Source organism: Streptomyces sp. NPDC098101 (assembly GCF_044760185.1).
Taxonomy (GTDB): Bacteria; Actinomycetota; Actinomycetes; order Streptomycetales; family Streptomycetaceae; genus Streptomyces.
Window position 1 is genome coordinate 1,347,262 of record NZ_JBIWAS010000001.1, and the last position, 14,472, is coordinate 1,361,733.

9 protein-coding genes and 1 pseudogene are annotated in these 14,472 nt (G+C 73.6%); 4 read left to right on the forward strand and 6 right to left on the reverse strand.

The genetic code is table 11. From position 1 onward, the window contains the following. Positions 1–22 precede the first annotated feature (22 nt). Positions 23–1,255, reverse strand: coding sequence for an amidohydrolase (locus ACIQVI_RS05510; RefSeq protein WP_403591365.1), 1,233 nt, complete (start codon positions 1,253–1,255; stop codon positions 23–25). A 180-nt stretch (positions 1,256–1,435) separates the two neighbouring features. On the opposite strand from ACIQVI_RS05510, the gene ACIQVI_RS05515 reads away from it, so the two are divergent. Continuing rightward, positions 1,436–2,695, forward strand: a complete 1,260-nt coding sequence (locus tag ACIQVI_RS05515) for an aromatic acid exporter family protein (RefSeq protein WP_403591368.1) — start codon at positions 1,436–1,438, stop codon at positions 2,693–2,695. A gap of 311 nt (positions 2,696–3,006) precedes the next feature. Here ACIQVI_RS05515 and ACIQVI_RS05520 read toward each other — a convergent pair. Then, positions 3,007–3,672 (reverse strand): annotated as a pseudogene (locus tag ACIQVI_RS05520) (GPP34 family phosphoprotein). 155 nt (positions 3,673–3,827) lie between these two features. Between ACIQVI_RS05520 and ACIQVI_RS05525 the strand changes: the two are divergent. Both ACIQVI_RS05525 and ACIQVI_RS05530 read left to right on the forward strand, forming a co-directional pair. After that, positions 3,828–4,787, forward strand: coding sequence for a LysR family transcriptional regulator (locus ACIQVI_RS05525; RefSeq protein WP_351972342.1), 960 nt, complete (start codon positions 3,828–3,830; stop codon positions 4,785–4,787). A 196-nt stretch (positions 4,788–4,983) separates the two neighbouring features. Further along, positions 4,984–6,351 (forward strand): carbohydrate-binding protein, encoded by a 1,368-nt coding sequence (locus tag ACIQVI_RS05530; protein WP_351972343.1) that lies wholly within the window; start codon positions 4,984–4,986, stop codon positions 6,349–6,351. A gap of 131 nt (positions 6,352–6,482) precedes the next feature. Here ACIQVI_RS05530 and ACIQVI_RS05535 read toward each other — a convergent pair whose 3' ends face one another. From ACIQVI_RS05535 to ACIQVI_RS05550, 4 genes are all read right to left on the reverse strand, one after another. Beyond that, positions 6,483–7,886 carry a GH1 family beta-glucosidase gene (locus ACIQVI_RS05535; protein WP_403591372.1) on the reverse strand — a complete coding sequence of 468 codons (1,404 nt, stop codon included), beginning with the start codon at positions 7,884–7,886 and terminating at the stop codon, positions 6,483–6,485. Between the two features lie 73 nt (positions 7,887–7,959). Beyond that, entirely contained in the window at positions 7,960–8,880 is a 921-nt protein-coding gene (locus tag ACIQVI_RS05540) for a carbohydrate ABC transporter permease (protein WP_351973588.1), read from the reverse strand. Then, the gene (locus ACIQVI_RS05545; protein WP_403591376.1) at positions 8,877–9,842 is read right to left on the reverse strand and encodes a carbohydrate ABC transporter permease; all 966 of its coding nucleotides are present in this window, start codon (positions 9,840–9,842) and stop codon (positions 8,877–8,879) included. The genes ACIQVI_RS05540 and ACIQVI_RS05545 overlap by 4 nt, the downstream gene beginning before the upstream one ends. 84 nt (positions 9,843–9,926) lie before the next feature. Beyond that, on the reverse strand, positions 9,927–11,231 hold the full coding sequence (locus ACIQVI_RS05550; RefSeq protein ID WP_403591379.1) for an ABC transporter substrate-binding protein: 1,305 nt from the start codon (positions 11,229–11,231) through the stop codon (positions 9,927–9,929). A 408-nt stretch (positions 11,232–11,639) separates the two neighbouring features. On the opposite strand from ACIQVI_RS05550, the gene ACIQVI_RS05555 reads away from it, so the two are divergent. Beyond that, positions 11,640–14,417 carry a glycosyl hydrolase gene (locus ACIQVI_RS05555; RefSeq protein WP_403591382.1) on the forward strand — a complete coding sequence of 926 codons (2,778 nt, stop codon included), beginning with the start codon at positions 11,640–11,642 and terminating at the stop codon, positions 14,415–14,417. Positions 14,418–14,472 lie beyond the last annotated feature (55 nt).

The following is a 14,472-nucleotide window of genomic DNA, read 5'->3' on the forward strand; positions in this document are numbered from 1 at the left end:
CGGGCCCCGGGCCCCGCCGGGGTCACAGCCCCGCGGCGGCCTTCTCCCGGAAGCGGCCCCAGGCCCGCTCCGGCACGTCCGCCCGCAGCAGGACGTCCACCGCCGTGCAGGCGAGCGCCTCGGCCGCCGCGAGCATCACCCGCCGTGCCCGGGGCCCGGCCGCCGCCTCCGCGAACTCCGGCGTGTGGTCGGAGGCGTCCGGGCCCGTGATCGCGACGAACGGATGGATCGCGGGCACGCGCGTACTGACGTTCCCGATGTCCGACGACCCCAGGTACACCCCCGCCACGGGCTCCGACAGCCGGACGCCCGCCCGCTCCAGGTGCCCGGCGAAGAGACCGGACAGCACGTCGTTGTCGCGGAAGTGCTCGTACCGGCCACCCACGTCCGCCACCTCCACCGTCGTACCGGTGGCAAGCGCCACGCCCCGGGCGCAGGTGCGCAGCTCCTCCACCAGCTCCTCCAGGGCGGCCGTGGTCCCGCCGCGCAGCCCGAAGAGACCCTCCGCGTACGCGGGGACGATGTTCGTGGCCCGGCCCCCTTCCGTCACGATCCCCTGGACGTGCGACCCGGACGGCAGCCGCTTGTGCAGCACGCCCAGCGCGTTGAACAGCTGGATCAGGGCCCCCAGCGCGTCGATCCCCTCCGTGGGGTTGCCCGTCGGGTGCGCGGCCCGCCCGTGGAACCCCACCCTGATCTGCGCGCTGGCGGTCAGCGGGGCCCACGCCCAGTCGTACACGCCGGGATGGAACATCAGCGCCGCGTCCACCCCCTCGAACAGGCCCGCCTCCACCTCCGTCACCTTCCCGCCGCCGCGCTCCTCCGCCGGAGCCCCGACGGCGAGCAGCGTCCCCCCGGCCTCCCCACCCAGCGCCGCCCGCGCGGCGAGCGCCGCGCCGAGGCCGGCCGCCGCGATCAGGTTGTGCCCGCAGGCGTGGCCGAGCAGCGGCAGCGCGTCGTACTCCATCAGGAGCGCGACCCGGGGACGCCCGTCCTTTTCGCCCTCTTCGCCCTCTTCGCCCGACCGTCCGACGAAGGCGGTCGGCAGCCCCGCCACGCCGCGCTCCACCCGGAAGCCCTCCCGTTCGAGCTCGTCCGCGAGGAGCCGGGACGCCCCGTGCTCCTCGTAGGCCGTCTCGGGTTCGCGGTGCAGCGCGAGGCCCACGTCCCAGAGGCGGTCCGCCCGGGCGGCCACCTCCTCCCCGACGCGGGCGTACACGGATTCCGGGACACGGGATTCCGGGGTGCGGGACACGGGGGCCTCCTCCGGTGCGAACGGTCGCCGACACCTCCGCGTCTTCCACGTCCGGAGCGCACGATGCCCGGAACGGCCGTTCTTCTCCCGACACCCCCGCGCCACGGGACGCGCGCACGTACATCCCCGGGCGGCGGGTAGGCGCGGCGGACACGAGCGGTGACGGAGGACGGGAGAGGCATGGCCGAATCGAAGAGCGGGGCGGGCGACTGGTGCCGGGACCGGTGGCACGCCGCCCGCACCTCCCTCACGGACGCGATAAGAGGGCCCGGCGAGGCGCGCGACGGCCTTCTGCTCCAGGCCAAGGGCGCGGCCGCCGCCACCGTCGCCTGGTGCCTCTCCTCCTGGCTGCTGCCCGCGAACGTCACGGCGTTCGCCCCGTTTACGGCGCTCCTCGCCCTCCAGTCCACGGTCTACCGCTCGATGTGGGACTCGGCCCAGTACCTGGCGGCCATGGCGATCGGCACGGCCGTGGCGGCGGGATTCGGCAGCACCGTCGGCGTCCACGCCTGGACCCTCGGCGTCCTGGCCCTCGTCGCCCTCGTGGTCGCCCGCCTCCACCTCCTCGGAGGCCAGGGCACCCAGGTGCCGGTGGTGGCCCTCTTCGCGTTCGTGGGCGGCGGCGGACGGATCGACTACATCGGCCCCCTGGTCGCGTCCGCCACCATCGGGGTGTGCTGCGGCCTCGCCGCCCACTTCGCCTTCGCCCCCTCCCCGCACACGGCCACGGCGCGGCGTCGGGTCGAGGACCTGACCGCCCGCGCCCAGACCCTCCTGCGCGACCTGGCCAGGACCGCCGAGGCCAAGACCGGGGGCGAGGACGTACGGGAGGAGGACTGGCCGCGCCGCTGCGAGGAACTGGCCGCGCAGGCGGCCCGGGCGCGCGCGGCGCTCGACAGGGAGCAGGAGAACGCCAGGCTCAACCCCCGCCGCCCCTGGAGCAGCGCACAGGAGTCGCTCCGGCGCTGCCACGAGACCGTCGGCATGATCGAGCGCGTCGGCACGCACGTCCGCTCCATCGCCCGCGCCCTGACGTACGAGCCCCGCCCCTCCGGGCCACGGCGCCCCTTCGAGGCGTCCGTCTCGGCGGACTTCGCCGCCTCCTATGCCGACCTGCTGCACGCCACCGCCGAAGGACTCGAACTCCTCGCCCCGCCCCGGGGGCCGGACGACCCGGCCCGGCTCCGCCGCCGCGTCGAGGACGCCGAGCGCCGCTACGCGGAGGTGACGGCCACGGCCCGCTCCGACCGCCCCGGCCGCGAGGGGGAGTGGCCCGTGCACGGCACCGTCCTCGTGGAGGCGGCCCGGATCCTGGAGGAGATCAAGCACACGGCGGACCTCGCCCCCCGTGACGGACCCGCGCGGACGTTAGCGGAACGACAGCGGGACGTGAGCGGCGGGCGGCAGAGTGGCCCGGGTCAGCAGGCCGGGGCGGTGTGACCGACCGTCCCGGCGCGACTGCCGACGCGTACCGGAGGGCCGTGGGCCGCCGTCGTGGGGGTGCCACCGGCGGGGGAGGGGCCGTCCCCGGTGGAGACGGACACCGGAGCGGTTCCCGGCGTACGGCGCCCCCGGCCCGCCCGGACGCGCGGGAGCGGGATCCGACCGGGCCGGACCCGGGGCGAGCCGTGGGGGCTCGCCCCGGGCCCCGTCCGGTCGGAACCGCGAGAAAGGCCCCTACGGGGGAGGACCCCGCGCGAAAGCGCACCGCGCGAGAAGACCCCGCGTGAAAGCACACCGCGGGAAAGGACTCAGCCCGCGATCGTGACCACCGTGGCCGCCAGGATCACCGTCATCGCCGCCTGCATGTCGCGGATCGCGCGGCGCACGTCCTCGGAAGCCCACTGACCGGCCGCGATCTCCTCCAGGCGCGGGGCGATCTCCTTGCGCGGCACCTCGGGGAAGGCCACGCGGTGCAGCTTCGCGCCGTGCACGAGGGCGAGGAGGCCGGCCGTCCGCACGTCGGGCCGGGCGCCGCCGAGGACCACGGCCCGCAGCCTGTCCCGCAGCTCCCGCTACCCGGAGCCGTCCGCCTCCGGGTAGCGGGTGACCGGGAAGAGCCCCAGGACCTTGTGCTGTTCGGCCCGGACGAGCCCCCGCCCGCACAGGCTGTCGACCGTCGCCCGCACGGCCTTGGGGTGGTCCTTCGTCAGCCACTCCGTGACCTTCGGGACCCGGCTCTTCCGCCCCGCCCACTCGGCGATCTGCCGCAGCCGCGCGTCGAGCAGCGGAACGCCCGTGGGCGTCGGGTCCGTCACCCGGAGGCGTCCCCCCTCGACCGCCACGCGCCCGGCCAGGACGAGGTCGAGCAGGATGCCGCCGGCGACGGCCCACGAGGCGGACTGCTTCTCCTGCGCGGCCCCGGACGCGTCGTCCAGCGACAACAGCATGATCTCCTCCGCGAGCGTGACCGTCACCCAGTACCTCCTGCTTACGTGCCCTCGCGGCCGCCGGTCTTCCGGTCGGCCGCCCTTTTCGCCCCTCAAGACGATCACGTGTTCCCCCCGGTTCCCGCACCCTGCGGCCCGTCGTTGGTCTGGACCTCCCGGGCGCGGGACGCCAAGCTCTCCGTATGGACTTGGAGCTGAGGCACCTCAAGACGATCCGGGCCATCGCGGACGCGGGGAGTCTCACCCGCGCCGCCACCGCGCTCGGCCTCGCGCAGCCCGCCCTCAGCGCCCAGCTCAAGCGGATCGAACGCGCCCTGGGCGGGGAGCTGTTCGAGCGGGGCCGGGAGGGCGTGCGGACCACGGCGCTCGGCGATCTCGTCCTGGAACGCGCCCGCGTGGTGCTGCCCGCCGTGTGCGAACTCCAGGAGGAGGCCGTGCGGTTCGCCCGGGACGGGGCGGAGGGCTACCGGCTCGGCGGCACGCACGGCCCGCTGCTCGGCGGCCTCGTCGACCGGATCGCCCGCACCGACCCCGGAGCGCCGGTCACCACGTACACCTCCTGGTCGGAGCGCGAGATCGCCGGCGGGGTGGTCGCGGGCCGGCTCGACTTCGCCCTCGTCGGGGTCTGCGGCGAGAGCGGACCGCCCGAGGCGGGCCGGCTCGCCTGGACGGAGGTGGCCCGCGATCCGGTGTACGTGATGCTGGCCGCCGACCACCCGCTGGCGCCCCGCGCCGAGATCGACCTGGCCGAACTGGCGGCGGAGGCCTGGACCGACGTGCCGGGCGACGGCTGTTTCGGCGACTGCTTCGCCGCCGCGTGCGTACGGGCCGGGTTCACCCCGGCCTGCGTGTACGAGACGGACACCGCCTCCTGCGTGCACCTGGTCCAGGTCGGCCGGGCCGTCGGCCTCTGCCGGGCCACCTTTCCCGTCACCCCCGGCCTGGTGACCAGACCCCTCGCGGGCGCGCCGCTGGTGTGGCGGCACCTGCTCGGCTGGCACCCCGAGGGCCGAGCCGCCGGCCGGGCCGCCGCCGTCCTGCACCACACCCGGGCCGCCCACGAGGAGGCCCTCGCCCGCAGCGCCGGCCGCACGACGGCCCCGGCACCGGCCCCGGCGCCCCGCGAGAACACCCCGCGCTGACGCGCGCCCGCTCGTTCCGGACCGCGCGCCCGAACACCCGCGTACGAAAAGCCCCGCGCCCCAACACCCCCGCGTCCCCACCCCCTTCGGCCACCGGCCATAACGCCGTGGCAGGGGCCGACTGGCAACTGCCGTCTCCCCGGCGGGATCCCTACGGTTTCAGCAGATCCCCCACCGCCAACCGAGGAGACTCCCCATGCTCCGACGACACGCCCGCACGGCGTGTACCGTGCTGGCCGCCGCCGGCCTGGCACTGGCCGGCCTCCAGGCCGGTTCCGCCACCGCGGCCCCGCACGGCGAGGACCGCGTCCCCACCGTCAGAACGGCCGCCGACGCCCTCGGCACCGCCTCCGCGCAGCCCGAACTCCTCCGCGCCATGCAGCGCGACCTGGGACTCACCCGCGCCCAGGCCGAGAACCGCCTCGCCAACGAGGCCGAGGCCGGGGCCAGGGCCGCCGGACTCCGCCTGGACCTGGGCGGCACCTTCGCCGGGTCCTGGGTGGACGGCGCCGAGTCCGGCACCCTGACCGTGGCCACCACCCGCGCCGCCGACGCGGCCGCGATCCGCGCCTCGGGCGCGAACGCCAAGGTCGTGACGCACGCCCTGACCGCCCTGGAGCGGGCCAAGGAGACCCTGGACCGGGCCGCCACCGCCGAGGCGCCCGTCCGGTACGTCGACGTCCGCGCCAACGTCCTCGTCGTCGAGGAGGCACGGGCCGGAGCCGGAGCGCGGCTCCTCGCGGCCACCGGTGTCCCCCGCGACCTGGTGAAGGTGGTCCGCACCGCCGAGGCGCCCCGCCCGCTGTACGACCTCCGGGGCGGCGACGCGTACTACATGAACGGCAGCGGACGCTGCTCCGTCGGCTTCCCGATCACCAAGGGCACCACCCAGGGCTTCGCCACGGCCGGCCACTGCGGCCGCGCCGGCACCTCCACCAGCGGCTTCAACCAGGTCGCCCAGGGCAGCTTCCAGGCCTCGGTCTTCCCCGGCAACGACATGGCCTGGGTCGCCACCAACTCCAACTGGACCGCCACCCCGTACGTGAAGGGCTCCGGCGGCGCCAACGTCCAGGTGACCGGCTCCGTCCTCCAGCCCGTCGGCTCCTCCGTGTGCCGCTCCGGCTCGACCACCGGCTGGCACTGCGGCACCGTGCAACAGCACAACACCAGCGTCACCTACCCCGAGGGCACCATCTCGGGCGTCACCCGCACGACCGTCTGCGCCGAGCCCGGCGACTCCGGCGGCTCGTACATCTCCGGCAGCCAGGCCCAGGGCGTGACCTCGGGCGGCTCCGGCAACTGCTCCAGCGGCGGCACGACCTTCTTCCAGCCGCTGAACCCGATCCTCCAGAACTACGGCCTGACCCTGAAGACCACCACCGACCCGGGCCCGGGCCCCGGTCCCGGCGAGCCCGAGCCGGGCGGCACCTGGGCGGCCGGCAAGGTCTACAAGGCCGGTGACACCGTGACCTACGGCGGCGCCACCTACCGCTGCCTCCAGGGCCACCAGGCCCAGACCGGCTGGGAGCCGTCCAAGGTCCCGGCCCTGTGGCAGCGCGTGTGACGCGGGGCCCGTCCGCGCGGTGACCGGGGGTGCCGCGGCTCCGAGGGGGTGCCGCGGCACCCCCTCGGCGTTCCCGCACGACCGCACCACCGGCCTCGCGGAGGCCCGTGACCCCGCCCGCCCCCGCGTCCTCACGCCTCCGCGAGGCCGCCCCGGGCGATCACCTCCGCGTACCAGCGGGCGCTGTCCTTCAGCGTCCGCCGCTGCGTCGCGAAGTCCACGTGGACGATGCCGAACCGCTTGCTGTAGCCGTACGCCCACTCGAAGTTGTCCAGGAGCGACCACAGGAAGTAGCCCCGCACGTCGGCCCCGTCCTCCAGGGCGCGGTGCACCGCCGCCAGGTGCGCGTGCAGATAGGCCACCCGCTCCGGGTCCTTCACGTTCCCCGACGGGTCGGCGTAGTCGTCGTACGCCGCCCCGTTCTCCGTGATCACCAGCGGTACGCCGGGCAGTTCGTCCCGCAGCCGGATCAGCAGCTCGTGCAGGCCGTTCGCATCCACCGGCCAGTCCATGGCCGTGCGCGGCCCCGGCGCCGGCAGGAACCGGACGTGCCGCTCCGCGCCCGCCCACGGCGCCGGCGACTCGGAGGAGCCCGCCGCCACGACGGACGGGGAGTAGTAGTTGATGCCGAGGGAGTCGATCGGCGCGGCCGCCGCCTCCAGATCGCCGTCCCGCACGAACGACCAGTCCGTGACCGACGCCGTGTCGCGGACCAGGTCCTCCGGAAGCCGCCCGTGGAAGACCGGGTCCAGGAAGATCCGGTTGCCGACGGCGTCGATCCGGCGGGCCGCGTCCAGGTCCTCGGGGGACTGCGTGAGGGCCCGTACGGCGTGCAGGTTGAGGGTCAGGGAGACCTCGGCCGATCCGGGCAGCGCGCCGCGCAGCGCCCGCGCCCCCAGGCCGTGCGCCAGGTTCAGGTGGTGGGCGGCGCGCAGCGCGGCCAGGTCGTCGGTGCGGCCCGGGGCGTGCACGCCGTTGCCGTAGCCGAGGAAGGCGGCGCACCACGGCTCGTTGAGCGTGGTCCAGGTCGCCACCCGGTCGCCGAGCGCGTCCGCCATGATCCCGGCGTACTCGGCGAAGCGGTGCGCGGTCTCCCGGTGCGGCCAGCCGCCCGCGTCCTCCAGCTCCTGCGGCAGGTCCCAGTGGTAGAGGGTCGCCACGGGCCGGATCCCGGCCTCCAGGAGGGAGTCCGCCAGCCGCCGGTAGAAGTCCAGGCCCTTGCGCACGGCCGGGCCGCGCCCGGTGGGCTGGACCCGGGGCCAGGCGATCGAGAAGCGGTAGTCGGTCACGCCGAGCCGCCGCATCAGGGCGACGTCCTCGTCGAGCCGGTGGTAGTGGTCGGCGGCGATGTCGCCGGTGTCGCCGTTGCGGACCTTGCCCGGCGTACGGCTGAAGGTGTCCCAGATGGACGGCGTGCGGCCGTCCTCGGCCGCCGCCCCCTCGATCTGGTAGGCGGCCGTGGCGGTGCCCCAGCGGAAGCCCTCGGGGAAGCGGAGCGTGGTCGTCGAGTCGGTGCGGGCGTCGAGCGCGGTCATGGGGTGGGAACTCCCTGGGGTGAGACGTTCGGCGGGGAGGAGGAGGGGCGAGCGGGAGAGGGGGCGGGGGCGGTCAGCCCTTGACGGCGCCCTGCATGATGCCGCCGACGATCTGCCGGCCGAGCAGGCCGAAGACGAGCAGCACCGGCAGGGTGCCGAGCAGCGTGCCGGCCATGATCACGGACTGGTCGTGGACGTACCCGCCGCCGAGCTGGCGCAGGGCGACCTGGACGGTGGGCTCGGAGGAGGACAGGGCGACGACGGGCCAGAAGAAGTCGTTCCACGAGGCCATGAAGGTCAGCAGACCGAGCACGGCCATGCCGGGCCGGGCGATCGGCACGACGATCGACCAGAAGATCCTGGCGGTGGACGCGCCGTCGACCCGGGCCGCCTCGATCAGTTCGTCCGGCAGCGACTGCACCAGGTACTGGCGCATGAAGAACACGCCGAACGCGGAGACCAGGCCCGGCAGGATCACCGACTGGAGCTGGTTCACCCAGCCCAGCTCGGCGATCAGCATGAACAGCGGGATCACGCCCAGCTGCGGCGGGATCATCATGGTGCCGACGGTGACCGCGAGCAGCGCGCCCCGGCCCCTGAAGCGCAGCTTGGCGAAGGCGAACCCGGCCAGGGTGCAGCACAGGACGGTGCCGAGGGTGATCGAGCCGGAGACGAGGAACGAGTTGAGCAGCGCCTTGCCGATGTCGGCCTCTTCGAGGACCGCCTCGAAGTTCTTGATCAGGTTCGGCCCCGGGAGCAGCGTCGGCGGGACCTTCGCCAGCTCGGCGTTGGAGCGGCTGGCGGCGACGATCGTCCAGTAGAACGGGAACGCCGAGAACAGCACGGCGACGACGAGGATCCCGTACGCGAGCGGGCCCGCGTGCAGCGTGCGGCCGGCCCGGGAGGCCCCCCGGCGCGGCGTCCGGCCGGGCTCCGGGGCGGGCGGGGCGGCCGGGGGAGCGGCGGGCGCCGCCGGGGCGATCGGCGCGGTCATCGGCCGGCCTCCTTGCGGGAACGGCGGCGCGCGATCAGGGCGTTGACCCCGACCAGCACCACGATGAGCAGGAACATCACCCAGGCGATGGCGGCGGCCCGGCCCAGGTGGAAGAAGCCCCAGCCCTGCTCGTACATGTAGAGCCCGAGCGTCTGGTACTGGTGCGAGATGCCGCCCGAGATCGACCCTTCGAGGAGCAGCGGCTCGCCGAACAGCTGGGTCGCGCCGATCGTGGAGACGATGACGGTGAAGAGGATGGTGGGCCGCAGTCCGGGCAGCGTGACGTGGAAGAACTGGCGCCACCGCGAGGCCCCGTCCATCGCGGCCGCCTCGTACAGCTCGTCCGGGATCGACTGCATACCGGCCAGGTAGATCAGCGCGTTGTAGCCGGTCCAGCGCCAGATGACGACCGTCGACACGGCGATCTGCGAGGCCACCGTGCCGTTCTGCCAGTCGACCGGGTCGATGCCGACGAGCCCGAGCGCGTAGTTGATCAGGCCGAAGTCCCGCCCGAAGAGCTGGGCGAAGACGAGGGTGGCGGCGGCGACCGAGGTGGCGTACGGCAGCAGCACCGCCGTGCGCAGGAAGGTGCGGCCGCGCATCCGGTAGTTCAGCAGGTGCGCCAGGCCGAGGGCCATGACGAGCTGCGGCACGGTGGAGAGCACGCCGATGGTGAAGGTGTTGCGCAGCGAGACCCAGAAGTACTCGTCACCGAAGAGCGCGGTGTAGTTGCCGAGCCCGCGCCACTCCATGTCGCCGGGCGTCTGGAGCTCCACCCGGTACAGCGAGACGAAGGCCGTGTAGATCAGCGGGAAGAGGCCGAAGGCGGCGAACAGGGTGAAGAACGGGGTGATGTAGGCGTACGGGGAGACCTTCTGCCAGGTCCGCCGGGCGGGTCCGGGGCGCCGGGGCGGCGCGGCCGGCTTCGGCGGGGCCGGTGTCTCGGGTGCGGTGAGGGTCACGGTGCGGCCCTTCGGTGGGGTCGGAGCGGGGGAGGCGGGGCGGACGGACCCCCCGTTCCCGGGGCGTCCGTCCGGCGGCACGGGTCAGCCGATGGTGTTCTCGACGCCCTTCTTGGCGTTCGACCAGGCCTTCTCGGGAGAGACGCCCTTGCGCTCGACCTCGCTCAGCGCGTTGGTGATCTGCTGGGCGATGTTCTGGTCGTGGATGCCGAGGACCTGGACCGGGGCCTCCTTCGCCGCCTCACCGAAGATCTTGCCGATGGGGGCGTCCGAGAAGAACGCGTCCTTCGCGTCGGCGACCTTCTCGATCGCGCCGGTGGCGGAGGGGAAGTTGCCCTGCTTCTGGAAGAGCTTGGTCTGCTGCTCGGGGGCGGTGAGCCACTTGATCAGCTCGTACGCCTCCTTCTTGTGCTTCGCGGCCTTCGGCACGGCCAGGTAGGACCCGCCCCAGTTGCCGGCGCCGCCGGGCAGCTTGGCGACGTCCCACTTGCCCTTGCCGGCCTCACCGGCCTGGCCCTTGATGTAGCCGAGCATCCAGGCGGGGCACGGCATGGTGGCGAAGGAGCCGGCCGAGAAGGCCTGGTTCCACTGCGGGGACCACTGGTCGAGCTTGGCGCTCAGACCGTCGTTCGCGGCCTGGACGGCGTGGTCCCAGGCGGAGCGCAGGGCGGGGTTCTGCTCCCAGATCAGCTTCCCGGAGGCGTCGTAGTAGCGCTCCTTCTCCTGGCCGATCATGATCGAGTAGAGGCTGCCGACGCTGTCGAGCCAGGCGCTCTTGGCGGGGGCCTTCGCCTTGTACTGCTTGCCGAGGGCCAGGTAGCCGTCCCAGGTGGCCCACTTCTTCGCGAGCTCCTCGCGGTCGGTGGGCAGCCCGGCCTGCTTGAAGAGGTCGGTGCGGTAGCACATGGCCTCCGGGCCGACGTCCGTGCCGAGGCCGAGGACCTCGCCGCCCCTGCCGGTGGCGGCGGCCCACTTGGCCGGGGCGAACTGGTCCTTCAGGGAGTCGGCGCCGTACTTCTTCAGGTCCTCGAAGCGGTCGGCCTGCTGCTGGGCGACGGAGGCGATGCGGCCCACCTCGATGCCCTGCACGTCGGCGAGGCCGGCGTTGCCGGCGAGCCGGGTCTGGAGGGACTTCCAGTAGTCGGCCTCGTCCTCGGTGTCCGTCTGCTTGATGGTGACGCCGGGGTGGAGCTTCTCGTACTCCGCGTAGAGCCCGGCCTCCTTGTATCCGAAGGAGCCGAAGAGGTCGACGGTGATCGTGACCTTCCCTCCCGCGCTGTCCGAGGACGAGTCGTCCGTCGATCCGCCGCAGGCGGCGAGCAGGGCCCCGGCGAGCGTGACCGCACCCAGGCGGACGACGGCTCTCTTGGCGGCTCGGGCGATGGGCATGGGAAGCCTCCCTTGGCTCCGGAACGAGCGAGAGCGGTTGAGAGCGCTCTCAAGCGTGCGTGGGGAGCGTGCCCGTGCCGCGGTGCATCCGTCAAGACTCGAAGGCGTAACGGACGAGGGGAAACCCCAACTCCCGCCCGTGTTCAACCTCTTGACACGCTCGTTTCCAGGGTTTTACGTTTCCGTCACTCTGAGAGCGCTCTCAGCCATTCTGGAGGCCGGACTTCCGGACTCCCGAACACGGTCCTCCCCGCTCCGCGCACCCCCCGTCCGAGCTCCATCCGCCCCGTCCAGGCGGCTCCGTCCGCCCTCCACGAGCGCCACCCCGAGCTTCACCCCTCGGAGCCCCACCCCCTCGATGCACCACCCCGAGCTCCATCCGCCGCAGACGACATGAGGTGCCCCTTCATGCCATCCCCCCGCACCCGGCCCGCCGCAGCGCTGGTCCTGGTCTCCGCCCTCGCCGCCGTGGGACTCGGCCCCGCCGCCGTCCCCGCGGCCGCGGCCACCGTCCCGGCGGGCGCCGGAAGCTACTCCGACACCCGCCCCGCCGGTACCTCCGGACCCACCACCAACACCGGCGCCCCGGTCACCCCCAAGGTCACCGCCGCCGCCCAGGGCAAGCCCGTCCCCACCAACGACTGGTGGTCCTCCCTCGCCTTCCAGCGCTACGGGGACAACCCGTACTCCACCCCCATGTACGGCCACCCGCTCACCTACCAGGCCGTCTCCGGCGGCCTGGAGGTCGGCTACCCCACCAGCCCCGCGATCGTCGGCGACGGGCGCCAGTACGAGTTCGCCCACAAGCGCGACCTCACCCTCGGCCTCACCGGCCTGAACTCGCCCGACACCAAGGCCGACGCCTGGTCCGACTGGACCGTCACCCCCTACTGGTCCGACGGCGCCCGCACCCTGCGCACCACCATCGGCCACGGCCTGCCCTTCGTGTACGCCCGGGGCACCGGCGGCGACGCCCGGATCACCACCGCCACCGCGCCGACCGTCTTCTCCGACCAGGGCAACGTCCTCGGCATCACCGTCGCCGGCCACCACTACGCCCTCTTCTCGCCGAGCGGCACCGACTGGAACGTCTCCGGCTCCACCATCACCGCCGGACTCGGCGGCAAGGACTACTTCTCCGTCGCCGTCCTGCCCTCCACCGACGCCCTCGCCACCTACCGCAAGTACGCCTACAGCTTCGTCACCGGCTCCACGGTCGGCTGGAGCTACGACGCCGGCACCGTCCGCGCCACCTACAGCCTCACCACCGAGGCCAGGGAGGGCACCGAGCGCGGCACCCTCCAGGCGCTCTACCGCCACCAGTGGCTGCACACCACCGACCCGCTGACCCCGTACACCTACGTCTCGCCCCGGGGCACCATGAAGGTCCGCGAGGCGGCCTCCTTCACCACCGCCCAGAAGGCCGCCGCCACCCTCCCGGGCCTGCCCGGCAGCGGGATCGACACGGCCCGGCTGCGCGGCTACCTGAACGAGGTCGCGAACTCCTCCGACCCGTTCTCCGGAGCCGTCGACACGTACTGGACCGGCAAGGCCCTCGGCAAGCTCGCCCAGCTCGTGCCGCTCGCCGACCAGATCGGCGAGGGCGCGGTCCGCGACAAGCTCCTCGGCCTCATCAAGGGCCGCCTCCAGGAGTGGTTCACGGCCGGCGGCGCCACCGAGTTCTCGTACGACAAGGTCTGGAAGACCCTCACCGGCTACCCGGCCTCCTACGGCAGCGACACCGAGCTCAACGACCACCACTTCCACTACGGCTACTACGTGTACGCCGCCGCGATCGTCGCCCAGTACGACCCGAACTGGGCCGCCGACTCCGCCTGGGGGACCATGGTCAAGACCCTGGTCCGCGACACCGCCAACCCCAGCCGCACCGACAGCGCCTACCCCTTCCTGCGCGGCTTCGACGTCTACGCCGGACACAGCTGGGCCAGCGGCCACCAGGGCTTCGCCGCCGGAAACAACCAGGAGTCGTCCTCCGAGTCGACCAACCTCAGCGCCGCCCTCGTCCTGTGGGGCGCGGCCACCGGCGACACCTCCCTGCGCGACCTCGGCACATACCTCCTGACCACCGAGGGCGAGGCCATCGCCCAGTACTGGTTCGACGCCGACCAGCAGGTCTTCCCCGGCTCCTTCCAGCACGACACCGTCGGCATGGTCTGGGGCAGCGGCGGCGCCTACTCCACCTGGTGGACCGCCAACCCCGAGGAGATCCACGGCATCAACGTCTTGCCCGTGACCAGCGGCGGCTCGCTCCACCTCGGCGGCCGCAAGGACGCCATCCGGCGCAACATCGCCGAGATGGAGCGCGAGAACGGCGGCCCGGCCGTCGAGTGGCGCGACATCCTCTGGGAGTTCCAGGCCCTCGCCGACCCCGGCGCCGCCAAGTCCAAGTGGGACGCCGGGAACGCCGGCTACACCCCGGAGGCGGGCGAGTCCAAGGCCCACACCTACCACTGGATCACCGCGCTCGACGCGCTCGGCGCCCCCGACACCACCGTCACCGGATCGATCCCCACCTCCGCCGTCTTCGCCAAGGGCACCACGCGCACCTACGTGGCCCACAACCACGGCTCGACCGCCCGCACGGTCACCTTCTCCGACGGCAAGTCCCTCTCCGTACCGGCGCGTTCCACCGCCACCGGCAACGGCACGGCGGGCCCCGGTCCCGACCCCGAGCCGGAGCCCGGCTCCGGCAACACCTTCCAGCTCCGCACCGGCGGCACGCTCACCACGGCCACCGGGGCCGCGGCGGGCAGCGACACCCTCGCCTCCGCGCAGGGCGGCAACCACGACGGCACCCCGAACAAGCCGCTCGTCTACGTCGTCAAGAACGTCAACGGCACGCTCCAGGCGGGCGGTTCGACCGCCTTCCGGCTCCAGGTGGACGCCGGCACGTCGGTCGGCCTCGGCCAGCAGGCCCGGATCAGCTACGACCTCACCGGCGACGGCACCTTCGACCGCACGGAGACGTACCACTACTTCGCGACCGACCCGGTGACGGGCTGGGAGGAGTACGCCCAGTCCCGGGGCCTGAAGTCGGCCACCGGCACGCTCGGCAACCTGCGCGGCGGGACGGTCCGCCTGGAGGTCTGGAGCGCGATCGGCAACGGCGACGCGCGGCTCCAGACGGGCACGGACCGGTCCGTGGTGGTCATCCCGTACGACTGATCCCGTACGGCTGATTCCGTAGGGGAGTACGGCGGCGGGCCCGGGTGACGCACCC

Excerpts from the sequence above, each read along its gene's own strand:
- ACIQVI_RS05515 (WP_403591368.1), top strand. The coding sequence starts at position 1,436 with ATGGCCGAATCGAAGAGCGGGGCGGGCGACTGGTGCCGGGACCGGTGG.
- ACIQVI_RS05530 (WP_351972343.1), top strand. The coding sequence starts at position 4,984 with ATGCTCCGACGACACGCCCGCACGGCGTGTACCGTGCTGGCCGCCGCC.
- ACIQVI_RS05555 (WP_403591382.1), top strand. The coding sequence starts at position 11,640 with ATGCCATCCCCCCGCACCCGGCCCGCCGCAGCGCTGGTCCTGGTCTCC.
- ACIQVI_RS05525 (WP_351972342.1), top strand. The coding sequence starts at position 3,828 with ATGGACTTGGAGCTGAGGCACCTCAAGACGATCCGGGCCATCGCGGAC.
- ACIQVI_RS05540 (WP_351973588.1), bottom strand. The coding sequence starts at position 8,880 with ATGACCGCGCCGATCGCCCCGGCGGCGCCCGCCGCTCCCCCGGCCGCC.
- ACIQVI_RS05550 (WP_403591379.1), bottom strand. The coding sequence starts at position 11,231 with ATGCCCATCGCCCGAGCCGCCAAGAGAGCCGTCGTCCGCCTGGGTGCG.
- ACIQVI_RS05535 (WP_403591372.1), bottom strand. The coding sequence starts at position 7,886 with ATGACCGCGCTCGACGCCCGCACCGACTCGACGACCACGCTCCGCTTC.